Raw genomic sequence first — 20,904 nt, forward strand, 5'->3', positions numbered from 1 at the left:
CGCCGAGGTCGCCGCCGGCGTCGAGAAGAAGATCGCCGAGTTCGCCGAGAGCTATCCCGACATCCAGTTCCAGGAGATCGATTCCTCGGTCGCGGCGACGCGGGGCAGCTACGCCTCGGCGATGCACACCCTCATGGAGGGCGCGGCGCTCGCCGTCATCGTGGTGTTTCTGTTCCTGCGGGACTGGCGCGCCACCCTGATCGCCGCCGTGGCGCTCCCGCTCTCGGTCTTCCCGACCTTCTGGGCGATGGACGCGCTGGGCTTCACCCTCAACGGCATCAGCCTGCTCGCGATCACGCTGGTGACCGGCATCCTCGTGGACGACGCCATCGTCGAGATCGAGAACGTCGTGCGCCACATGCGGCTCGGCAAATCGCCCTATCGCGCCTCCATCGAGGGCGCCGACGAGATCGGGCTCGCGGTCATCGCCATCACCGCGACCCTGATCGCGGTCTTCGCCCCGGTCTCGTTCATGGGCGGCATCGCCGGGCGCTACTTCATCCAGTTCGGCCTCACCATCGCCGTCTCCGTCTTCATGTCGCTGCTGGTGGCGCGCCTGATCACGCCGCTGCTCGCCGCCTACTTCCTGCGCGACCACGGCCACGCGGAGGAGCGCGAAGGCCCGGTGATGCGCGCCTATACCCGCCTCGTTGGCTGGTCGGTGCGCCACAAATGGATCACCCTGGTGGCGGGGCTCGCGCTGTTCGCCGGTTCGATCGTCTCGACCAAGCTCCTGCCCTCCGGCTTCATCCCGAAGCAGGACAACGCCCGCACCCTGTTCATGATCGAGCTGGCGCCGGGCGCCCGGCTTCCCGACACGATCGCCGTCGCCGACCGCGTGGTCGAGCGCATCCGCGCCCTGCCCGAAGTCACCTCGGTCTTCGTCGATGGCGGCCGGCAGGCCGGCGGTAAGAAGGAGACGCGGCTCGCCACGCTGATCGTGAACCTGAGCCCGAAATCCGAGCGCGCGAAGCGGCAATGGACCATCGAGTCCGAGATCGCGGCGCTTCTGGCGGAGGAGCCCGACATCCGCTCCTGGACCCTGCGCGAGAGCGGCCAGCGCGACCTCGCCCTCGTCGTCAGCGGCCCCGACGTCGACGTCGTGACGGAGGTCGCCGCGCGGCTCCAGCGCGACATGGCGGCGATCCCGCACCTCGTCTCGGTGATGTCCACCGCGCCCCTGAACCGCACCGAGGTGCGCATCCGCCCGAAGGAGGGCGCGGCGGCCGATCTCGGGGTCTCCACCGACGTCATCGCCGAGACCGTGCGGGTCGGCACCATCGGCGACATCGGCATCAACCTCGCCAAGTTCAACGCCAAGGACCGGCAGGTGCCGATCCGGGTGCAGCTCCCTGAGAGCGCCCGCGGCGCGGTCGCGCGGCTGGAGAACCTGAAGGTGCCGGCCAAGAACGGCACGGCGGTGCCGCTCGCGGCGGTGGCCGACATCGAGCTCGACCAGGGCCCCGGCGCCATCGAGCGCTACGACCGCGCCGTGCGCGTGGCGGTGGAAGCCAACATGGAGGGCTCGGACGCGCTGGGCTCGCTGATCGAGCAGGCGCTCGCCACCCCGACGGCCAAGAGCCTGCCGCCCGGCGTGACCATCAAGCAGACCGGCGACGCCGAGATCATGCAGGAGGTCTTTTCCGGCTTCCTCCTGGCGATGGGCGCCGGGATCATGATGGTCTACGCGGTGCTGGTGCTGCTGTTCGGCTCGTTCCTGCAGCCGCTGACCATTCTGTTCTCGCTGCCGCTCTCCATCGGCGGCGCCATTCTCGGCCTGCTGATCTGCCACATGCCGATCTCGATGCCCGTCGTCATCGGCATCCTGATGCTGATGGGGCTCGTGACGAAGAACGCGATCATGCTCGTGGACTTCGCCGTCGAGGAGATGCGCTCCGGCGTCGATCGCGTCACCGCTATCGTTGATGCCGGGCGCAAGCGGGCGCGGCCGATCGTGATGACCACGATCGCCATGGCCGCCGGCATGGTGCCCTCGGCACTCGCCCTCGGCATCGGCGGCGAGTTCCGCGCGCCGATGGCGGTGGCGGTGATTGCCGGCCTGATCGTCTCGACCCTGCTGTCGCTGGTCTTCGTCCCCGCGGTGTTCCTGCTGATGGACAGCCTCGGCACCGGCCTCGGACGCCTGCTCGGCCGCTTCGTCGGCCCGCGGGACGAGCCGGAAGACACTCCGATTCCGGCCGCCGCGACGCACCGCTAGCGCGGCGGCCCGATCCTCACTGCGCCTCGCTCGTCAGGCGCACCGCCATCGCGCCGCTCGCCAGAGCGCGCGGTACGCCGGCCGGCCCGTGCACCGCCCCCTCGCACGGGCCGGCCGGTTGTTGTCCGATACGATCTGAGATCGATCGCTTCGTTCAGAGCTTGGCTCGTCCCCTCCCCGTAAGGGGGAGAGAGGCGACGGCGGCCGAGCAGATCAGCCGGAATGCTGCGGGAGCCGTCCTACCGCGGCCGGTCGAGCAGCCCCGAGACCACGCGGGCGGTGTAATCCACCATCGGCACGATGCGGGAATAGTTGAGCCGCGTCGGGCCGATCACGCCGACGACGCCGACGATCTTCTGCGCCCCGTCGCGGAAGGGCGCGGCGATCATCGAGGAGCCGGAGAGCGAGAACAGCTTGTTCTCCGAGCCGATGAAGATGCGCACGCCGTCGCCCTGTTCGGCCCGCGCCAGAAGCTCGATCACGTCCTTCTGCGTCTCGAGGTCGTTGAACAGCAGGCGGATGCGCTCCAGATCCTCGGCCGCGCGCAGGTCGTCGAGCAGGTTGGCCTGGCCCCGCACGATGAGCTGGCGCGCCTCGGAGGAGCCGACCGACGTCGCGAGCCCGGCATCGACCAGCCGCTCGGTCAGCGCGTCGAGCTCCCGCTTCATCGCCGTGCGGCCGGCCTCGATGTCGGCGCGCAGGGCATCCAGGGTGCGACCGCGCAGGCGGGCGTTGAGGAAGTTCGACGCCTCCTGCAGTGCCCCGGCCGGCAAGCCCGGCGGGAGGTCGACCAGCCGGTTCTCCACCGTACCGTCGATCGAGACCAGAACCACGAGGGCGCGGTCGGCGTCGAGGCGCACGAACTCGACATGCTTGAGCCCTGCATCGACTTTGGTGGTCAGCACCACGCCCGCCCCGCGCGAGATCCCCGACAGCAGCGAGGACGCCTCGGCCAGCGCCGAATCGAAGGTGTGGCGCGAGGCCGCCGCCTGCATCTGCGCCTCGATCCGCGCCTTCTCGGCGAGGTCGACGTCGCCGATCTCCATCATCGCATCGACGAAGAAGCGCAGGCCCAGCTCCGTCGGCAGGCGCCCGGCGGAGGTATGCGGCGCGAAGATGAGCCCGGAATGCTCCAGATCCGCCATGACGTTGCGGATCGAGGCCGGGGACAGGCTCATCGGCAGGATGCGCGCGAGGTTGCGCGACCCCACCGGTTCGCCGGTGGTGACGTAGCTCTCGACGATCTGGCGGAAGATTTCGCGGGCGCGCTCGTTGAGGGCGGAGAGCGCCTGGGGCTGCGGAGTCACGGGAGGCTGAACGGTCTCGACCAAGGCAACGGGAACCTGTCGGTTGATTGTGAGCGCTCGGGGGCCGGCGATCAATCCTCGTGCGTCACGACGCGGCGGATGAGGAGGCGCCCGCTGCGCTCCCTCGGCAAACTTAACCGCAGAAGGGATCGTTCGGTGCCCTCAGGCTGTTTCAGGGAGGGGCGCGCGCTCTCGCGTGCGACCCCGCCGACCCGTCATACAAGCGAAATGGAGCCCCGACAGTGCTTACAGGCGCACGAAAGACCATGGTCAAGGCCGCCGCCCTGGCGATCGCGGTGACCGGCCTCGGGTTCGCCTCGGCGCCCCATGCCGCACAGGCCGCCCCGCTCCCGATCCCGACCGAGGCGACCGCGCCGGCGGGCGACGCGATCGAGCAGGTCCAGTACCGGCCGCATCGCCACTACCGCCGGCATTTCCACCATCGCCGCCACTGGCACCGGCACCACGGCTTCCACGGGCCGCGCCATCACCATCACCGTCACCACGGGCGTCATCACCGCCGCTGGTGATCGGCCGGAAGGCCATTCGAGGGGCCGCCGTCGCGAGACGGCGGCCTCTTTCGTTTCGGACCGGGGCGGTTGCCGCGGGCGGCGGCAGCGCCTAAGAGCGCGGGCTTCGAATCCCGACACGGAGCTTGACCCCATGCGTCCCTCGAAGCGCGCGGCGGACGCGCTGCGCGACGTCACGCTGGAGCGGGCGGTCGCCCGCTATGCGGAAGGCTCCTGCCTCGTCACCTTCGGCAACACCCGCGTGCTCTGCACCGCCTCCCTGGAAGAGCGCGGCCCGCCCTGGCTGCGCGGCTCCGGCAAGGGCTGGGTGACGGCGGAATACGCCATGCTGCCCCGCGCCACCCACGAGCGCCGCCGCCGCGAGGTCAATTCCGGCAAGCCGTCGGGCCGCACCCAGGAGATCCAGCGGCTGATCGGCCGCTCATTGCGTGCCGTCACCAACCTGCCGGCCCTGGGCGAGCGCCAGATCACGGTCGATTGCGACGTGATCCAGGCCGACGGCGGCACCCGCACCGCCTCGATCACCGGCGCCTGGGTGGCGTTGCACGATTGCTTCGCATGGATGCGCGCCCGCTCGATCATCTCGGTCGATCCCCTGAAGGACCATGTCGCGGCGGTCTCCTGCGGCATCTACAAGGGCCAGCCGGTGCTCGACCTCGACTATGCCGAGGATTCGGCCGCCGAGACCGACGCCAACTTCGTCGTCACCGGCAAGGGCGGCATCGTCGAGGTGCAGGGCACCGCCGAGATGGAGCCGTTCACCGACGAGCAATTTCTCGAATTGCTGCGGCTCGCCAAGGGCGGCGTCGCGCAGCTCGTCGAGCTGCAGCGGAAGGCCATCGCGTGAGCGCGCACCGCATCCTCTCCGGCCGGGTCGTCATCGCGACCCACAATGCCGGCAAGCTCGTCGAGATGCGCGAGCTGCTGGCGCCCTTCGGCGTCGAGGCGGTCTCGGCCGGCGAACTCGGCCTGCCCGAGCCCGACGAGACCGGCACGATGTTTTCCGAGAACGCGGCGATCAAGGCGCACGCCGCCGCGAAGGCGTCCGGCCTGCCGGCCTTCGCCGACGATTCCGGCCTCTGCGTCGATGCGCTCGACGGGGCGCCGGGTCTGTTCTCCGCCCGCTGGGCCGGCCCGAACAAGGATTTTTCCGGCGCCATGGCCCGGATCGCCGACGAGCTCGACCGGCGCGGCGCCACGGACCGGCGCGCCCATTTCGTCTCGGCCCTCGTCCTCGCCTGGCCAGACGGGCACACCGAGCTGTTCGAGGGCCGCGTCTTCGGCGACCTCGTCGAGCCGCGCGGCAGCCTCGGCTTCGGCTACGATCCGATGTTCCGCCCCGAGGGCATGGACCGAACCTTCGGCGAGATTTCCTCCGAGGAGAAGCACGGGGTCGATTGGCAGAGCGGAAACGCCCTCTCGCACCGGGCGCGGGCCTTCGTCCTGCTGGCGCGAGCCTGCCTGCGGCGGCCGGGCTGAGGGTTCGCACGCGCTCCGGCGTGTTTACATCCAGCTGACAGCTTGGAAGACGCACCGGCCGCACGCCTTCGATCTCACCCGCCCCCTCATCCTGCGGTGCCCGCGTCAGCGGGCCACGAAGGATCCTCCAGTTCCCGCACGATGCCTGGAGGATCCTTCGAGACTTCGCTTCCGCTCCGCACCTCAGCAGGAGGGCGGTGGGTTGGACGACCGCACCGACCGAGCGGCTCGATGACACAAGACAGGCCGATGCCCCCCGCGACACCGCCCGACCATCCGACCCGCGACGCAGGGTTCGGGATCTACCTGCACTGGCCGTTCTGCGCCGCGAAGTGTCCCTATTGCGACTTCAACAGCCATGTCCGCCATGCGGGCGTGGACCAGCCCCGCTTCCTCGCGGCCTTCCGCCGGGAGATCGCCCACGCCGCCGCCCTGGCGCAGGGGCGCACCGTCACCAGCATTTTTCTCGGCGGCGGCACGCCCTCTCTGATGGCACCGGAGACGGTCGCCGGCCTGCTCGACGCGGTGGCCGGCGCCTGGGCAGTCTCGCCCGACGCCGAGGTGACGCTTGAGGCCAACCCCACCAGCGTCGAGGCGACGCGCTTCCGCGGCTACCGGGCGGCCGGCGTGAACCGCGTGTCGCTCGGCGTCCAGGCGCTCGACGACGGCGACCTGAAGAAGCTCGGGCGGCTGCACAGCGTGGCCGAGGCGATGTCGGCGGTCCGCACCGCGGCGGCGCATTTCGAGCGCTTCTCCTTCGACCTGATCTACGCCCGGCCCGACCAGACGCCCCAAGCCTGGGCGGCGGAGCTGCGTCGGGCGATCGATCACGCCGCCGAGCACCTCTCGCTCTACCAGCTCACGATCGAGCCCGGCACGCCGTTCTTCGGCCTCGCCCAGGCCGGCCGTCTCGTGCCGCCCGACGACGACGTCTCCCGTGCCCTCTACGACGTCACGCAGGAGATCTGCGAGGCCGCGGGTCTGCCCGCCTACGAGATCTCGAACCACGCCCGGCCCGGCGCCCAATCGCGGCACAACCTGCTCTACTGGCGCTACGGCGAGTATGCCGGCATCGGCCCAGGGGCTCACGGCCGCCTCGTCCTCCCGCAGGGCCGCACCGGGACGCTCACCGAGAAGGCGCCGGAAGGCTGGCTCGCCCGCGTCGAGCGCGAGGGCCACGGCATCGTCGAGACGGAAGCACTCTCCGCCGAGGATCAGGGCGACGAGTTCCTGATGATGGGTCTGCGCCTCGCGGAGGGGATCGACCCTGCCCACTACGCCGCGCTGAAGGGCCGCCCGCTCGATGCCGGGCGCCTCGACGCCCTGGTGACGGACGGCCTCGTCGCGCGGCGCCCCGACGGCCGCATCGCCGCCACCGCCCGCGGCGCGCCGGTGCTGAACGCCGTGGTGGCGGAACTGGCGGGCTGATCCTCACACTGTCACGACCATCCGTTCGTGCTACGCTGACGCGAGGAGGATCGTCATGGTCGACATCTTGGATCGCGCCGTGGAGGCCCTGCGCCGGATGCCGGCAGCGGACCGGGAGAGTCTGGCGCAGGCCATTCTCACGGTGGCCGACAACGAGACCCCCCTCGACATCGATCCCGAGCATCTTCCGGCCGTCTTGGAAGGGCTCGCACAGATCGAACGCGGCGCGTATGTCGAGGGCGAGCCGGAAGATCTCGTCGCCGCGGCCTTTCGACGCCGCGTCCCGTGAGGCTACGCCTCTCCGCGCGGGCGACGGACGATCTCGAAAGCATTGCCGCATATCTGGAATCGCGCGATCCGCAGGCCGCCCGTCACGTCGAGCAGCAGATCACGGCCGCGTTGCGCAGGCTGCTCGACCATCCGAGAGCCGGACGTCGCGTGGGTCGTGGGCTGCGCCGCTTCGCGGTCCCGCGCCTGCCTTACCTGATCTATTACCGCGTCGATGAGGCGGCCGATGCGCTTGGCATCGCCACGATCCGCCATGCGGCACGCCGGCCGATCAGCCAGACGTGAGCGTCGGCGCCCGACGCCGTCTCAAATCCCCGACGGCCCGAGCACCTTCGGCGCCGGGCTCACCACGGTCGCCGCGTTGTCGCGGATCTCGTAGACCGCCAGCGTCCGCTCGCTCGTGCCTTCGGGCGAGAAGCGGAAGGTGCCGTCGAGGCCGGAGAAGCCGGCCGGGTTGGTCAGCGTCGCGTCGGCGAAGCGCTGCGAGCCGTACTGGCGCACCAGCGCGACGGTGAGCGAGACGGCGTCGTAGCCGAGGGTGGCGGTGCGCGGCGGCGTCGCGCCGAAGCGGGCGTGATAGCGCTGCGCGAAGCTGGAAAAACCAGCCGTATCGGGCGCGGCGAAGCGGGCACCCTGGAAGGCCGGCTGCGCCGTCACGCGCGGGTCGTTCCACAGGGCGAGCCCGAGCGGGCGCACGCGGGACGGCGAGAACCCGATCTTCGTCAGGGCGTTGGCCACGGCCACCAGCCCGTCGGCGGTGTCGGGCACGAACAGAGCGTCGGCCTGGGCGCCGCCGCCGGCGATTACTCGGCGCAGCCGCTCGACCGCGGGGCTGGGATTGCCGGCCGGGTAGCGCTCGATGCCGACGAGCCGGGCGCCGCGCCGGGCGACCGCCTCGCGGAACTGCGCCTCGACGGCGTTGCCGTAGGTCGTCTCGGGGATCAGCGCGGCGAACGAGCGGCGCCCGCCCGACGCCGCCTCGTCGACGATGCGGTCCACCTCGGATTGCGGCAGGAAGCTGATGAGGTAGACGCCGCGGGCAGCCACCGCCGCGTCGGTCGAGAAGGCGATGACCGGCTTGCCCGCCGCGCGCGCCGCGCCCCCCGCCGCCTGGACGCTGCCGGCGAAGAGCGGACCCAGCACCATCTCGGCGCCCTCCGCGAACGCCGCCTGCGCCGCCTCCCGCGCGCCCTCGGGCATGCCGCGGTCGTCCTTCACGAGGATCTGAAGGTTGGGCTTCTGGAAATCCTCGTAGGCGAGTTCGGCGGCGTTGCGCAGGGCCGAGCCGACCGCCGCCCCCTGCCCGCTCAGCGGCACGATCAGCGCGACCTTCACCGAGCCGGTGCCGATCACGTTGCCGGCCGCCGCGGCCGGAGCGGGCTCGGCGGCCGGAGCCGCCTGAGCCTGGGGCCGCGGCGCGTCCGGGACGCCGATGCAGCCCGAAAGCCCGGCTGCGAGCCCGAGGCAGAGAAGCGCGGCCCCCGCGCGGTCCGTCCACCGTCCGCCGCGTCGCGCCATCGCGAACTCCCTGCCCCAGCGCAATCCAGGGTCACGATGCGGAGGGGCTCACGAAAAGTAAATGTGAGGCCAAGCCTTTCCCCGGTCTCCAAAGGCGCGCGGGCGTGGCATTGTCGCGGGGATGACACAGCGACTCGACAAGCGCCCCGAGGGATCGTCCCGCGGCCCCGCCACCTTCACCGCCTTCGGCCTCGCCGCCGAGGCCGAGTCCCTGGCGCCGGGGCTCTACGTGGTGGCCACCCCGATCGGAAACCTGCGCGACGTCTCGTTCCGCGCCCTGGCGACGCTCGCCGCCGCCGACGCGGTGCTCGCCGAGGACACCCGCGTCACCCGCACCCTGCTGATGCATTACGGGATCACCACACCGCTCGTCTCCTACCACGAGCATTCCAACGAAGCCGTGCGCGAACGGATGGTGATGCGGCTCAAGGCCGGCGAGACCCTGGCGCTGGTTTCCGACGCCGGCACGCCGCTGGTCTCTGACCCCGGCTTCAAGCTGGTCCAGGCGGCGATCGCCGCCGGCATCCCGGTGACGCCGATCCCCGGCCCGTCCGCGGTGATGACCGCCATCGTCGCCGCCGGCCTGCCGACCGACCGCTTCTTCTTCGAGGGCTTCCTGCCGCAGAAATCCGGGGCGCGGCGCAACCGGCTGGAGGCGCTCGCCGGCATTCCGGGCACGCTGGTGGTGTTCGAGTCGCCCCACCGCCTCCCCGAGATGCTGGCGGATGCCGCCGCGACCCTCGGGCCCGAGCGTCCGGCGGCGGTGGCGCGCGAACTGACCAAGCTCTACGAGACGATCCGCCGCGACAGCCTCGGCGGGCTGGCCGAGGCCTTCGCCGAGGAAGGCCCGCCCAAGGGCGAGGTGGTGGTGGTGATCGGCGCCGCCCCCGAGGACGCCGTCGCGCGGGAGGCCGATACCGGGCTCGATGCGCGGATCGAGGCGGCTTTGGCCCGCCACTCGATCAAGGACGCGGCGGCGCTCGTCGCCGACGAGACCGGACAGCCCAAGCGCGTCGTCTACGCCCGCGCGCTAGCGCTCGCCCGCCGGGCGGATAATGAGACCTCCGCCTGATCCGGACGCGCGCCGCCGCGCCACCCATGGACGGGGCCTCTCGGCCGAGGCTTTGGCGCTGATCGCCCTGATGCTGAAGGGTTACCGGCCGCTCGCCCGGCGCTTCGTCGCCTCGGGCGGCGAGATCGACCTGATCGTCCGGCGCGGACGCACGATCGCCTTCGTCGAGGTCAAGGCCCGCACGACGCTGGACGCCGCCGCGCTGGCGATCGACGCCCGCAAGCGCGCGCGGCTGTCGCGGGCGGCGCGGGCATGGCTCGCGCGCCACCCGCACCCGGCGGACGCGATCCTGCGGGCGGATGCCGTGTTCGTGGCGCCGCGCCGCTGGCCGCGCCACCTGCCACATGCGTTCGAGATCGAGGGTTTGTGAAGGGGAAGGCCGCGACGGACCCGCCCCGTCAGTCCTCGGCGCTGGCGATGGCCGCGGCGAGGGTGCGCTTGAGGTCGGCCTGGCTGAACGGCTTCTGCACCACCGGCCGGTCGCGGAACGGCTCGCGGATGCCCGCGCCGCCGTAGCCGGTCGAGAACACGATCGGCAGGTTGCGCTCGGCGATCGCCTCGGCCACCGGATAGATCGGCTCACCCGCCACGTTCACGTCGAGGATCGCGACCGTGTAATCCTCGTTGCGGGCCATCTCCAGGGCGGTGGCGAGCCGGGCGGCCGGCCCGACGATCTCGCAGCCGAAATCGAGCAGCATATCCTCGAGAAGCATCGAGATCGCCGCCTCGTCCTCGACGACCAGCACCCGTGCGCCGGACAGACGATCCTCGTTCGAATCCACACTCACGCCGGGTCGTCTTCCCTATCGATCCGTTCCCGATCCGGAACGCTGTCTCTGGCAGACCGGTTGCGCTCTGCATGCTCCGGAGAAGGCCCGCATTACACCGCGAAAGCGGATGCCTCACCCGGAAAACGCTGCCCGGCAACCCGAGCCGTCGCCCGTAAAGCTGAGCGTGTCAAGCGCCGGAAAGCCGTTGCCGTGCTATGCTGTTCGACGCGATGTTATTCCGTGAAACATTTATGTCGCATTGTCGCAACCGGGCGACATCGGCGCGCGGGCACGACCTCGGGCCAGCCGTCGGGCGCCGGACCGTTCTGGCTGGTTTCGCCGCCGCGCTGCTTCCCGATAGCGGTCATTCGGCGCCTGCGCGTCCCATCCTGATCGGATCGAAAAGCGACACGGAAGGCGCGCTGCTTGGAAACCTGATTTCCGCCGTCCTGGAGGCGCTCGACCTCCCCGTGGAGCGCCGACTCGGGCTCGGGCCGACGCTGATCGTCCGCTCGGCGCTGCTCGCCGGAGAGATCGACCTGTATCCCGAATATACCGGCAACGTCGCCTTCTTCTCGGGCACCGAGACCGACCCTGTCTGGAAGACTGCCGAGAGCGCCTACGATCGTGCGCGGCGGCTCGACGCCGCGCGGGGACTGGTGTGGCTCGGGCGGGCTCCGGCCAACAACACGTGGCTGATCGCCGTGCGGGGCGACCTCGCCCGCGAGCGGGGGCTCGCCACGATGGTGGATTTCGCCGACGCCGTGCGCGACGACCGCATCCGGCTCGCGGCCTCGACGGAGTTCGTGGAGAGCCCTGCCGCCCTTCCCTCCTTCGAGGCCGCCTACGGCTTCACCCTGCCGCTCTCGCGCATCATCAGCCTGCCGGGCGGCGACACGGCGGTGACCGCGCGCGCCGCGGCGGAGGGCATCAGCGGCGTCAATGCCGGCATGGTCTACGGCACCGACGGCGCGCTGGCCGCCCTCGACCTCGCCGTGATGAGCGACCCGAAGGCGGCGCAGATCGTCTACGAGCCGGCGCCCGTGATCCGCGCCGAGACGCTCGAACGTCACCCGCAGATCCGCGCCGCCCTCGATCGCGTCTTCGCACGCCTCGACGCCGACACCCTGCGGCGGCTCAACGCCGCGATCACGGTGGAGGGGCGCACCGCCGCCGCGGTGGCGAACGAATGGCTCGCCGCGCAGGCAAGCCGCCCGTGATCCGACGCCTTCTCGTCAGCCTCCTCGCCGCGGCCCTCGTCCCGGCGGCCCTGCTGCTGCCCCTGCTGCATCTCGCGCCGAACCGGCTCGTGACCGGTGCCCCGGTGATGGCAGTCGACGCCCTCGGCGTCTGGCTCTGGCCGGTGATGGCACTCGCCTCGCTCGGCGGTGTTCTGCTGGCCGCGGGGGGCGGGAGGGCGGCCGCCGGCCTTGCCGGGCTCGCCTGCCTCGGCGCCCTCGCGCTGCTGCTGGCCGGGCTCGGGGCCGGCGCCGCCGAGCTGATCGCCGGTACGCCGCCCGCGACACGGGCGCGGCTCGCCTCCGGCGCCTGGGCCGGCGTGGTCGTGCTGGTCGGCATGCTCGCCCTCGCCGCGCGCCGCGCCCGCTTGCCCGGCGGCGGCGTCGCGTCGGCCGCCGCCGTGGCGGGATCGCTCGCCTGTCTCTGGTTCGCCGGCCGCCTCGACGCGCTCTCGCTCGCCGTGGAGCTGCACGCCCGATCCCAGACGCTCGGCGCCGCCATCGGCGCTCATCTCGTCCTGTCCCTCGGCGCCCTGGCCCTCGCCGCCGGCCTCACCGCGGGCCTCGCCCTCTGGCGTCGCGGGCGCGGCGCGGTCGAACTCGCGGTGAGCGGCGTGCAGGTCGTGCCGGCGGTCGCCCTGCTCGGCGGTCTGGTCGCCGCGCTCTCCGCGTTCCTCGCCGCCGCCCCTGCCCTGCGCGGCTACGGCCTCTCCGCGCTCGGCACCGTCCCCGCCCTGATCGGCATCGCCGCCTACCTGCTGCTGCCGCTCTGGCGCGGCCAGCAGGCGGCGCGACGCGCCGCGAGCACCGGCCATCTCGACGCGGGGCGCGCGCTCGGGCTCACGGACCGCCAGATCCTCGCGAGGATCCGCCTGCCGCTCGGCGCGCCCCTCCTCGTCGGCGGGCTCCGGGTCGCTGCGGTCCAGGCGCTCGGCCTCGCGACTCTCGGCGCGCTGGTCGGGGCGGGCGGCCTCGGCACCCTCGTCTTCGACGGCATGGCCCAGTTCGCGCCGGATCTGATCCTGCTCGGCGCCCTGCCGATCATCCTGCTCTCCCTCGCCACCGAGGCGGCGCTCGGGGGCCTGGAGGCGGCGTTGCGCCGACGCTGGCCGCGATGAGACGCCTCTCGCCCGCCCTCGGACCGCTGTTCCTCGGCCTCGCGCTCGCCGCCGCGAGCCATCCGACCGTCGCCGCCGCCCTCGTCGGCGGGGGCGCGAGCCGCCCCCTCGCGCTCGCTCGCTTGGCCGAGCTGGCCTTGAACCACCTTGCCCTCGCCGCGAGCGGGCTGGCCCTCGTCGCCGGCCTCGGTGTCGGGCTCGGCCTGATCGCCACGCGGGCGCGCTTCGCGTGGTTTCGCGGAAGCATCGACACGCTCGCTGCCGTCGCCCAGGCGGTGCCGCCGGTGGTCGTGGTGGCCCTGGCCCTGCCGGTGCTCGGCTTCGGCGGACCGCCGACGCTGCTGGCGCTCATCGCCTACGGGATCATGCCGACCCTGCGCGGCACGGTCGGCGCCCTCGACGCCGTCTCCGCCGAGGCCCGGGAATCGGCTCTGGCCGTCGGGCTCACCCCGGCGCAGATCCTCGCCTACGTCGAACTCCCGCTCGCCGCGCCCGGTCTCGTCGATACGCTGCGGACGGCCCTGATCCTCGCGGTCTCCGTCACCGCGGTCGGGGCGCTCGCCGGGGCCTCGACCCTCGGGACGCCGATCGTCGCCGGGCTCCAGAACCAGAACTTCGCGGCGATGCTTCAGGGCGCGCTGGCGACCGCGGCCCTGGCCTTTCTGGGCGACGGCCTGCTGCTCGCGGTCGGCGCATGGGTTCAACCCCGCCGGCGGACCACCCGCTGATCCGCGCTACTTCTCCAGGAACTCGACCTTCGCGCCCTTTGTCGTGTGGCTCGCGAGGTCGCGCGCGTCCCAGTTCGTCAGGCGGATGCAGCCGTGGGACTCGGTCTTGCCGACCTTTTCCGGGTCCGGCGTCCCGTGGATGCCGTAGGAGGGGATCGAGAGGTCGATCCAGACCGTGCCGACGGGGTTGTTCGGCCCCGGATGGATCGAGAACTTCTTGTTCGTCTTCACGCCCTTGAACTGGTACTTCGGGTTGTAGGTGTACCAGGGATCGAAGGCGACGGCCTTCACCTTCGCCGAACCGTCCGGCGCCGGCTTCTCGTGGCTGCCGATCGAGGCGGGGTAGTCGGCCGTCAGCGTCCCGTCCTCCGCGTAGGCGCGCACCCGCTTCGTGCGCTTGTCGACCTCGATGCGGCCGACCTTGGGCGCCACCGGCGCGCCCTCGACCTTCCCCTCCCCGAGCGGAGGCACCGCCGCCACGACCAGCGTGCCGCCCGCCTTGTCGAGAGGCACGTCGGGGTTGAGGGCGGAGAGCAGGTCGCGCTGCATGTGGAAGCGCTCCGCCAGCATCTCGCGGGTGTTGGTGTAGCGCATCGGCCCGACCTCGGCCTGCTCCTCCATCTTGCTCGGCATCCGCTCGACGAAGGGGCCTTTCACGTCCTCCTCGGTGATCGTGTACTGCGTCACGACCGGATCCTTGCTGGTGGCCTGGAGCCGGGCGAACAGCTCGCGGGTAAGGCGATCTTCGGCGGGGAGCCCCTGCGCCGCGGCGAAGGCCCTCAGCGCGCCGCGCAGGTTCTCGCCGTCGCGCCCGTCGATGGCGCCGGGCGAGAAGCGCGCCCGGTCGAGCAGCACCTGCACCTTCACCAGAAGCGGGTCGGGCTTCTTGTCGGCGCCTTTCTTCGGCTTCTTCGCCGCCTTGGATGCCCCGTCCTGCGGTTCCCGGAACGCCGCGTTCTCGATGGCCTCGCGGGTCAGGTCGGGCGCCCCGGACCCGGCGGCCTGCGCGGCCGCCGACCACACTCCGAGCGCCGCCAGCGCTCCCCGCATCCACGCCCGTCCCATCGCCTGCCAGCGCTCCTCACCTCACGACGAGTAGGAAGCGATGGCCAAGCGCAACCGTTCCCGCGGCGAATGGCGCGCCGTCGTGCGTCCCCGGCTCGAGGAGGCCGCCTACTGGCAGAGACGGTGGCCGGCGTTGCGCTCGCGCAGGTCGAGATGCAGGTGGTTGGCGTGGGCCGCGTCGCTGCCGGGCCCCAGCACCGTGCGGAAGAAGCCGCAGGCGCCGGCCCGCACCGAGGCCAGGAAGGCCGCCTCCGGCGTGCCCCCCGGCGCCGCCGTCACCTTGAGGCTCGCGCGCTTCTCGAAGCCGTAGCTCATCACGTCGATGGCGTTGGCGAAGCTGTGCTCGCTGAGCTTGGCATCCGTGTCGTGGTTCTGCCCGCGGCAGACATAGGTGCCGCCGAGCGCGAGGCTCTTGAGGGAGTCGCCGAGCTGCTCCCGCGCCGCGACCTGCACCTCCGTCGCCCAGCGCGCTAGCGCCTCCGCCGCCCGGCAGTTCAGGGTGGCCGCCGGCTCCAGCGCCACGCCGTCGGCGAGCGCGATGACGCTCAGCGGGCGCGGCGCGCTGCACTGGCCGTTGCCGAGCGGCGCCATCGCCTCGAAGCGGGCGCCGAGCCGTTCCAGACGGCGCAGGCAGGCGGTGTCGTCGGGCGCCGACACCTTGAGGGCGAGCGCCGCCTCGCCTGACAGTTCCGGCGGGCGCTCCGGCGGGAGCGGCGCCTCCGGAAGGGCGGCAGGCCCGTCCTTCGAAGGCTCCTTCGCGTCCTTGGAGGGCGGGTCGTCGGTCTTCTGTGCGGCATCCTTGCCAGAATCCTTGCCGGCACCGGTGGCGAGCTCGGCCGGCCGCTCCGGCGGCAGCGGCGTGACCTGCGCTGCCGGCGGGACGATGTCGGCCGGGCGCGCGGGCGGCTGGGGCGGGGGCAGCGGCACCGTCGCGGGCGGCGGCTTGGCCGGATCGGACCATGCCGTGCCGGCGGGCAGGACAAGCCCCGCGGCGAGGAGGCAGGCGACGGTGAAAGGCTTCATGCCGCGTATGTCCCGCTCCACCGGCCGCGCGCCGACCTCCTCTCATCCGTCGCCCGGCCGCGCCCGGCAAGGACGCGGCGGCCACGGCCCGCGAAATCGTGCCGGAGCGCGGCATCGGGAGCTGTGCCTTTGCGCCGCTCGACCCACAAACCTATGTTCAGCGCTTCGCTGCACGACGCTTCCCGAAGGTTTTGTCCATGACCGCCGATACCGCACGCGACCTGACCGAGGGTACCGAGCCCGGCAGCGCCACCGCGGCAGCGAACCCGTTCGACGCATCGGACTGGGCCACGCCCTTCGGCCTGCCGGATTTCGAGGCGATCCGGCCGGAGCACTACGTGCCGGCCTTCGCGCACGCCCTGAAGGCGCACGAGGCCGAGATCGCGGCGATCGCCGGGAACGAAGCGGCCCCGACTTTCGCCAACACGGTGGCGGCGATGGAGCGCGCGGGCGCGGCGCTCGACCGGGTGGCCAACGTGTTCTTCAACCTGACCGGCAGCAACACCAGCCCCGAACTGCAGGCGATCGAGCGGGCGGTCGCGCCGCAGCTCGCGCGGCATTCGAGCGCCATCACCCTCAACCCCGAGCTCTGGGCCCGCCTCTCGGCCATCGATGCCGACGCGGAGGCACTGGGCGCGGAAGAGCGGCGGGTGCTCGACCGCTACCGCCTCCGCTTCCAGCGGTCGGGCGCCGGCCTCGCGCCGGAGGCCAAGGCGCGCATCGCCGAGATCGCGATCCGCCTCGCCGAACTCGGCACGCAATTCGGCCAGAACGTGCTCGCCGACGAGCGCGACTTCGTCCTTCCGCTCGACGGCGAGGACGACCTCGCCGGCTTGCCGCCCTTCCTGCGCGATGCCGCCGCGGAAGCCGCGGGGGAGCGGGGCGGCCAGCACAGCCACGTCATCACCCTGTCGCGCTCGCTGATCGAGCCCTTCCTCGTCTTCTCCACGCGCCGCGACCTGCGTGCGCTGGCCTACGCTGCCTGGACCCGGCGCGGCGAGAACGGCGGCGCCACCGACAACCGCGCGATCATCGCCGAGATCGTGCGGTTGCGCGCCGAACGGGCGCGTCTGCTCGGCTTCGACAGTTTCGCCCACCTCAAGCTCGACGACACCATGGCCGGCTCGCCCGACGCGGCGATGGAACTCCTGCGCAATGTCTGGAAGCCGGCGCTCCAGCGCGCCGCGGAGGAGCGCGAAGGGCTCCAGGCCCTGGTGCGGGCGGAGGGACACGACTTCGCCCTCGAAGCGCATGACTGGCGCCACTATTCCGAGAAGCTGCGGCGCGCCGAGCACGACCTCGACGAGACCGAGATCAAGCCGTACCTGCCGCTGGAGGGCATGATCCAGGCCGCCTTCGACACCGCGTCGAAGCTGTTCGGCCTGACCTTCGAGGAAGTGCGGGACGTGCCGCGCTATCATCCGGACGTGCGGACCTGGCTCGTCCGCAACGCCGACGGCTCGGAGGTCGGCCTGTTCCTTGGCGACTATTTCGCCCGCCCCTCGAAGCGCTCCGGTGCCTGGATGAGTGCCTTCCGCTCGCAGGAGCGGCTGAACGGCGATATCAAGCCGATCATCGTCAACGTCATGAACTTCGCCCGCGCGCCGCGTGGGGAGCCGACGCTCCTCTCCTTCGACGACGCCCGCACGCTGTTCCACGAATTCGGCCACGGCCTGCACGGGCTGTTGTCCGACGTGACCTATCCGCTCCTGTCCGGCACCGCCGTCTCGCGCGACTTCGTGGAACTGCCCTCGCAGCTCTACGAGCACTGGCTGCAGCAGCCGGAGGTGCTCCGCGCCCATGCCCGCCACGTGCGGACCGGCGAGCCGATGCCCGACGCGCTGCTCGAACGCCTGCTCGCGGCGGCGACCTTCAACCAGGGCTTCGCCACCGTCGAGTACGCCGCCTCGGCCATCGTCGACATGACACTGCACCTCTCCGCGGCCGGGGAGGACGGGCTCGACGTCGTCGCCTTCGAGGCGGATGCGCTGCGCCGCATCGCCATGCCGGCGGAGATCGCGGCGCGGCACCGGGCGCCGCACTTCGCGCACATCTTCTCCGGCGACGGCTATGCGGCCGGCTACTACAGCTATCTCTGGTCCGAGGTGCTCGACGCCGACGCCTTCGACGCGTTCCGCGAGACCGGCGACATCTTCCACCCGGAGACGGCGCAGCGCCTGCGCCGGACGATCTACGGCGCGGGCAACCTGCGCGACCCGCGCGAGGCCTACACCGCGTTCCGCGGACGGCTGCCGAGCATCGCGCCGCTGCTGAAGAAGCGCGGGCTCGCGGCGTAGTACGAAAAAAAGCCCTCCCCCCTCTGCGGGGGAGGGTGGCCCTCGCGTGAGCGAGGGTCGGGAGAGGGGAGCGCCGCTTCCGGAAAGACCTGAGCCGGCCCCTCACCCGCCTGCTCCGCAGGCACCCTCCCCCGCAGAGGGGGGAGGGTGTGGAGGCTTCTGAGAAAGCCGCCTAGGCCGGCAAACGTTCAGCTATGAATCGGCGCGTCGTGCCGATGGAACGCCTTGAGCCGGCGATACACGGCGGTGTCGTAGTTCTCCGGCGTCGCGTCCTCGCCGGTGAGCCAGCGGAACAGGTCGCGGTCGGGCACCTCGATCAGCGCCTCGAACTGCGTCAGTTCCTCCTCGGACAATTCGCCGATCTCGGCATCGGCGAAGCGGCCCATGATCAGGTCCATCTCGCGGATGCCGCGGTGCCACGCCCGGAACAGCGTGCGGCGGCGGCGCGGGTCGAGGTCGGCGCTGGTGCGGGTGGTGCCGGACATGGGCTGTCCCCTATGAATCCTGAACCCGCATGTAGAGGGGCGTGCGGCCGCGGGCAAACGGCGCATCCGCGCGCCGGAAGGCGGCCGGATCGGGGGACCGGCGAGACACGCGCGCGTGATACCCCCGGCGCAGGTGCGGCGCGTGCGGACGCCGCCGGGCGGGCAGCGACCTGTCGCACCTTTCGGCCATCATCCGCTTGCGGAAGCCTGGCCGCCCCGCGACGGTCGTCCGCCCGCCGATCACGGAGGCCCGTCCTGTCGTTCCTGAGCCAACTCGCGAGCGCCCTCGCTCCCTCGTTGCGGTCGATCGATGCGCCGACCTATCGCTCCCTCCGGCGGGAAAAGGCGACCTATCCCGGCCGTCTCGAAGGCTACGTTCCTTACGCCGCCAACCACGAACCGCCCGACCGGACCGCGACCGAGCAGCGAGCTCGGATCGTCGCCGGCCGTGTCATCACCGTCGCAGAGGAGCGGGCGGCGCAGGCCGCAGCTCTCCTCGAACGGGAGGGAATCGTCTTGGCGCCGAATCCGGAGGCCTGGGACGCGGCCGGCCGCTGGCTCGCGGAGCATGTCGAGGGAAGCCGCGAGCCCGGCTCGGACCGCTACGCCCCTGCCCTGCCCCGTCGCGATTCCGGACGGGCACCGACACAGGTCGGCGGCGAGAGCACGACGCAGCTCCGGCCGCTCTGGCGCTGCCTCGCTCTCGACCTCGGCCTCCTCCTCGGGCAGCACATGATCGCGGCCCGGCCCGGCGCGGGTTGGACGGTCGAGAACGCCCTGCGCAGGCGGGCGGCGAGCGTGAGCGGCGAGCCGCTCATCGTGGCGGACGGCATCGTCCTCGGCGCCCCCCTCCACCGGATTCGGGACGTCCTCCACGCCGCGCTCCTCGCCCGGCTGGGCCTGCGGAACGAGGCCGTGCCGCCGCTCGGCGACGCGATGCGCCGCCTCGTCACCTTGGACGATCCCGCGAACCGCGATGATCCGGCGGCGGATCTCATCGCGGAGCTGGAAGAGTTCGTCATGGAGTACGGCGTCATGCCGTCGGAGGAGGACCTGCGCGCACTCCCCGAGCAGTTCGGGCTCGACGTGCTGCCGCCGCTGCCGCCCGACCTCGAAGCCCTCCGCCGCCGGCCCGCTCCGGCGCGACGGCATGGGCGCGGGCGGCATCCTCCACGGTGAGGCGGCGATGCAGGAACGCGTCGGCCCTCCGGTTCGCCCACGAAGACGGTTTCGCGCGGCAGGTCTCGCGTGCGACGCTGGCATCGAGGCCATGGGGAATGGGCAGAGACCAGAATGCGCCTGCCGACGTGGATCCGGACGCTTCTCGCAGGCCGCCCCGCTCCCGACCCCGTCTGGACCGGAGCCAACACTTGGGAAGCAGTGAGGCCTGCCGGTGCGTCGGCCTTGCCCGCCGACCTCGCCGGACGGATCGAGCGGGTGGTCGCGGGCCTGAGGGACGGGACGATGCGCCGGGCCGACCTCGATGCGGCCGTCGCGGGCCTCGCCGCGCTTCCCCCGGCCTCCGTCGCCGTCGCGGGGGCAGCCGTCACCGAGCTGCTGCGGCCCCCGGAGGCCCGCTGGTCGAGTCCGGGGGCGCTGCTTGAGCAGCGCAGGGCCGATCTCGCCCGGCTCGGCGCGCACGCCGGGCTCGGGCACCTCTTCGTCTTCCATCCCGACGGCCATGTCCGCGAGGCGGCCCTGCGAGCGCTGACGGGACCGGCCCGGACGGGCTTCGAGGTCGCCGCGATCGCCTACCGCCTCAACGACTGGGCGCCGCCGGTGCGCGCGGCGGCGCGGGATTGCGCCGCCCGCATCTTCCCGCAGACGGAGGCCGGGGCAGCCGTCGACGCGCTTCTCTTCCTCCTCGGCCGGATGCCCGAGTGGCAGCGCTGGCACAGCGGTCCGGGTCGGCCGGAGGAGCGCGGCGCGGGAGGCGACGCCCTCGCCGACCTGATGGCGCGGCCCGATGTCGGCGCGCGGCTCGCGGACCACCTGCTCGCCGCCCGGACCGGTCCGATGGCGCGGCTGCTGCGCCATGCCTGCCGGGGGCCCGCCCTCGACCCGGCCCTGCCCGATCTGGCGCGCCACGCATTCCTGCCCGGCGTCAGGGCCTGCGCCCTGCGCTTCCTGATCGAGGAGCGGGCGACCTGGCCCGAAGGCACCCGGCGGGAATGGGTCGACAAGACCTATGGCCTGGCTCGCCGCGTTCGCGTAATCGGAGAGCGCCGGTTCGTTCGGAGCGCGGACTTGGAGCTGGAGACGCTGATCGCGCTGGGCGCGCAGGACCGTTCCGCCATCGTGCGGCGCGTGGCGGGCGATGCCCTGGTTCGGCACCGGGCC

At 72.2% G+C, this 20,904-nt stretch carries 21 protein-coding genes; 15 read left to right on the forward strand and 6 right to left on the reverse strand.

Annotated features, from left to right (window positions below):
• The coding region (locus MFF42_RS13115; RefSeq protein ID WP_238256119.1) for an efflux RND transporter permease subunit at window positions 1-2,218 on the forward strand (2,218 nt) is incomplete at its 5' end.
• Window positions 2,219-2,457: 239 nt separating this feature from the next.
• On the opposite strand, the gene hrcA is transcribed toward MFF42_RS13115, so the two are convergent.
• Window positions 2,458-3,549: a heat-inducible transcriptional repressor HrcA gene (hrcA, locus tag MFF42_RS13120; RefSeq protein WP_238256120.1), complete on the reverse strand. Its 1,092-nt coding sequence runs from the start codon at window positions 3,547-3,549 to the stop codon at window positions 2,458-2,460.
• Between the two features lie 242 nt (window positions 3,550-3,791).
• Between hrcA and MFF42_RS13125 the strand changes: the two genes are divergently transcribed.
• The 6 genes from MFF42_RS13125 (at window position 3,792) to MFF42_RS13150 (ending at window position 7,535) form a co-directional block, all read left to right on the forward strand.
• A complete protein-coding gene (locus MFF42_RS13125) occupies window positions 3,792-4,055 on the forward strand; it encodes a hypothetical protein (RefSeq protein WP_238256121.1) in 264 nt (87 codons plus the stop codon).
• A gap of 133 nt (window positions 4,056-4,188) precedes the next feature.
• Window positions 4,189-4,902 carry a ribonuclease PH gene (gene rph, locus MFF42_RS13130; protein WP_238256122.1) on the forward strand — a complete coding sequence of 238 codons (714 nt, stop codon included), beginning with the start codon at window positions 4,189-4,191 and terminating at the stop codon, window positions 4,900-4,902.
• Entirely contained in the window at window positions 4,899-5,534 is a 636-nt protein-coding gene (gene rdgB / locus MFF42_RS13135; RefSeq protein ID WP_238256123.1) for an RdgB/HAM1 family non-canonical purine NTP pyrophosphatase, read from the forward strand. Before rph ends, rdgB begins: the two co-directional genes overlap by 4 nt.
• Window positions 5,535-5,783: 249 nt before the next feature.
• On the forward strand, window positions 5,784-6,962 hold the full coding sequence (hemW, locus tag MFF42_RS13140; protein ID WP_238256124.1) for a radical SAM family heme chaperone HemW: 1,179 nt from the start codon (window positions 5,784-5,786) through the stop codon (window positions 6,960-6,962).
• Between the two features lie 79 nt (window positions 6,963-7,041).
• Window positions 7,042-7,251, forward strand: a complete 210-nt coding sequence (locus MFF42_RS13145; protein WP_238256125.1) for an acetyltransferase — start codon at window positions 7,042-7,044, stop codon at window positions 7,249-7,251.
• Window positions 7,248-7,535, forward strand: a complete 288-nt coding sequence (locus MFF42_RS13150) for a type II toxin-antitoxin system RelE/ParE family toxin (RefSeq protein ID WP_238256126.1) — start codon at window positions 7,248-7,250, stop codon at window positions 7,533-7,535. Before MFF42_RS13145 ends, MFF42_RS13150 begins: the two co-directional genes overlap by 4 nt.
• A gap of 21 nt (window positions 7,536-7,556) precedes the next feature.
• Here the strand turns inward: MFF42_RS13150 and MFF42_RS13155 are convergent, their stop codons facing one another.
• Entirely contained in the window at window positions 7,557-8,768 is a 1,212-nt protein-coding gene (locus MFF42_RS13155; RefSeq protein ID WP_238256127.1) for a penicillin-binding protein activator, read from the reverse strand.
• A gap of 121 nt (window positions 8,769-8,889) precedes the next feature.
• On the opposite strand from MFF42_RS13155, the gene rsmI reads away from it, so the two are divergent.
• Together rsmI and MFF42_RS13165 are read left to right on the forward strand one after the other, a co-directional pair.
• Window positions 8,890-9,840, forward strand: coding sequence for a 16S rRNA (cytidine(1402)-2'-O)-methyltransferase (gene rsmI, locus MFF42_RS13160; RefSeq protein WP_238256128.1), 951 nt, complete (start codon window positions 8,890-8,892; stop codon window positions 9,838-9,840).
• Window positions 9,824-10,210, forward strand: a complete 387-nt coding sequence (locus MFF42_RS13165; protein ID WP_238256129.1) for a YraN family protein — start codon at window positions 9,824-9,826, stop codon at window positions 10,208-10,210. The genes rsmI and MFF42_RS13165 overlap by 17 nt, the downstream gene beginning before the upstream one ends.
• A gap of 28 nt (window positions 10,211-10,238) precedes the next feature.
• On the opposite strand, the gene MFF42_RS13170 is transcribed toward MFF42_RS13165, so the two are convergent.
• Window positions 10,239-10,628 (reverse strand): response regulator, encoded by a 390-nt coding sequence (locus MFF42_RS13170; RefSeq protein WP_238256130.1) that lies wholly within the window; start codon window positions 10,626-10,628, stop codon window positions 10,239-10,241.
• A gap of 233 nt (window positions 10,629-10,861) precedes the next feature.
• On the opposite strand from MFF42_RS13170, the gene MFF42_RS13175 reads away from it, so the two are divergent.
• The 3 genes from MFF42_RS13175 to MFF42_RS13185 are packed head-to-tail and all read left to right on the forward strand — an operon-like array spanning window position 10,862 to window position 13,694.
• Entirely contained in the window at window positions 10,862-11,830 is a 969-nt protein-coding gene (locus MFF42_RS13175; protein WP_373875181.1) for an ABC transporter substrate-binding protein, read from the forward strand.
• Window positions 11,827-12,966 carry an ABC transporter permease subunit gene (locus MFF42_RS13180; RefSeq protein ID WP_238256132.1) on the forward strand — a complete coding sequence of 380 codons (1,140 nt, stop codon included), beginning with the start codon at window positions 11,827-11,829 and terminating at the stop codon, window positions 12,964-12,966. The genes MFF42_RS13175 and MFF42_RS13180 overlap by 4 nt, the downstream gene beginning before the upstream one ends.
• Complete coding sequence (locus MFF42_RS13185; RefSeq protein WP_238256133.1) at window positions 12,963-13,694, forward strand: ABC transporter permease; 732 nt, start codon at window positions 12,963-12,965, stop codon at window positions 13,692-13,694. Before MFF42_RS13180 ends, MFF42_RS13185 begins: the two co-directional genes overlap by 4 nt.
• Window positions 13,695-13,700: 6 nt before the next feature.
• On the opposite strand, the gene MFF42_RS13190 is transcribed toward MFF42_RS13185, so the two are convergent.
• Both MFF42_RS13190 and MFF42_RS13195 read right to left on the reverse strand, forming a co-directional pair.
• Window positions 13,701-14,759: a L,D-transpeptidase family protein gene (locus MFF42_RS13190; RefSeq protein ID WP_238256134.1), complete on the reverse strand. Its 1,059-nt coding sequence runs from the start codon at window positions 14,757-14,759 to the stop codon at window positions 13,701-13,703.
• Between the two features lie 108 nt (window positions 14,760-14,867).
• The gene (locus MFF42_RS13195) at window positions 14,868-15,782 is read right to left on the reverse strand and encodes an extensin-like domain-containing protein (protein WP_238256135.1); all 915 of its coding nucleotides are present in this window, start codon (window positions 15,780-15,782) and stop codon (window positions 14,868-14,870) included.
• 197 nt (window positions 15,783-15,979) lie between these two features.
• On the opposite strand from MFF42_RS13195, the gene MFF42_RS13200 reads away from it, so the two are divergent.
• On the forward strand, window positions 15,980-18,079 hold the full coding sequence (locus tag MFF42_RS13200; RefSeq protein ID WP_238256136.1) for a M3 family metallopeptidase: 2,100 nt from the start codon (window positions 15,980-15,982) through the stop codon (window positions 18,077-18,079).
• A 188-nt stretch (window positions 18,080-18,267) separates the two neighbouring features.
• On the opposite strand, the gene MFF42_RS13205 is transcribed toward MFF42_RS13200, so the two are convergent.
• Window positions 18,268-18,564: an FAD assembly factor SdhE gene (locus tag MFF42_RS13205; RefSeq protein WP_238256137.1), complete on the reverse strand. Its 297-nt coding sequence runs from the start codon at window positions 18,562-18,564 to the stop codon at window positions 18,268-18,270.
• 297 nt (window positions 18,565-18,861) lie between these two features.
• Here MFF42_RS13205 and MFF42_RS13210 point away from each other — a divergent pair, with 297 nt between their 5' ends.
• Entirely contained in the window at window positions 18,862-19,743 is an 882-nt protein-coding gene (locus MFF42_RS13210; RefSeq protein ID WP_238256138.1) for a hypothetical protein, read from the forward strand.
• 225 nt (window positions 19,744-19,968) lie between these two features.
• On the forward strand, window positions 19,969-20,904 hold a 936-nt coding region (locus MFF42_RS13215), incomplete at its 3' end, for a hypothetical protein (protein ID WP_238256139.1).

The sequence above is a fragment of the Methylorubrum podarium genome (assembly GCF_022179745.1).
GTDB lineage: Bacteria > Pseudomonadota > Alphaproteobacteria > Rhizobiales > Beijerinckiaceae > Methylobacterium > Methylobacterium podarium.

What these genes read in the sequence shown, in the direction of transcription:
- MFF42_RS13155 (WP_238256127.1), bottom strand. Translation starts at nt 8,768, where the DNA reads ATGGCGCGACGCGGCGGACGGTGGACGGACCGCGCGGGGGCCGCGCTT.
- MFF42_RS13185 (WP_238256133.1), top strand. Translation starts at nt 12,963, where the DNA reads ATGAGACGCCTCTCGCCCGCCCTCGGACCGCTGTTCCTCGGCCTCGCG.
- MFF42_RS13205 (WP_238256137.1), bottom strand. Translation starts at nt 18,564, where the DNA reads ATGTCCGGCACCACCCGCACCAGCGCCGACCTCGACCCGCGCCGCCGC.
- MFF42_RS13125 (WP_238256121.1), top strand. Translation starts at nt 3,792, where the DNA reads ATGGTCAAGGCCGCCGCCCTGGCGATCGCGGTGACCGGCCTCGGGTTC.
- hemW (WP_238256124.1), top strand. Translation starts at nt 5,784, where the DNA reads ATGCCCCCCGCGACACCGCCCGACCATCCGACCCGCGACGCAGGGTTC.
- MFF42_RS13200 (WP_238256136.1), top strand. Translation starts at nt 15,980, where the DNA reads ATGACCGCCGATACCGCACGCGACCTGACCGAGGGTACCGAGCCCGGC.
- MFF42_RS13190 (WP_238256134.1), bottom strand. Translation starts at nt 14,759, where the DNA reads ATGGGACGGGCGTGGATGCGGGGAGCGCTGGCGGCGCTCGGAGTGTGG.
- MFF42_RS13175 (WP_373875181.1), top strand. Translation starts at nt 10,862, where the DNA reads ATGTCGCATTGTCGCAACCGGGCGACATCGGCGCGCGGGCACGACCTC.
- MFF42_RS13195 (WP_238256135.1), bottom strand. Translation starts at nt 15,782, where the DNA reads ATGAAGCCTTTCACCGTCGCCTGCCTCCTCGCCGCGGGGCTTGTCCTG.
- rsmI (WP_238256128.1), top strand. Translation starts at nt 8,890, where the DNA reads ATGACACAGCGACTCGACAAGCGCCCCGAGGGATCGTCCCGCGGCCCC.
- MFF42_RS13165 (WP_238256129.1), top strand. Translation starts at nt 9,824, where the DNA reads ATGAGACCTCCGCCTGATCCGGACGCGCGCCGCCGCGCCACCCATGGA.
- rph (WP_238256122.1), top strand. Translation starts at nt 4,189, where the DNA reads ATGCGTCCCTCGAAGCGCGCGGCGGACGCGCTGCGCGACGTCACGCTG.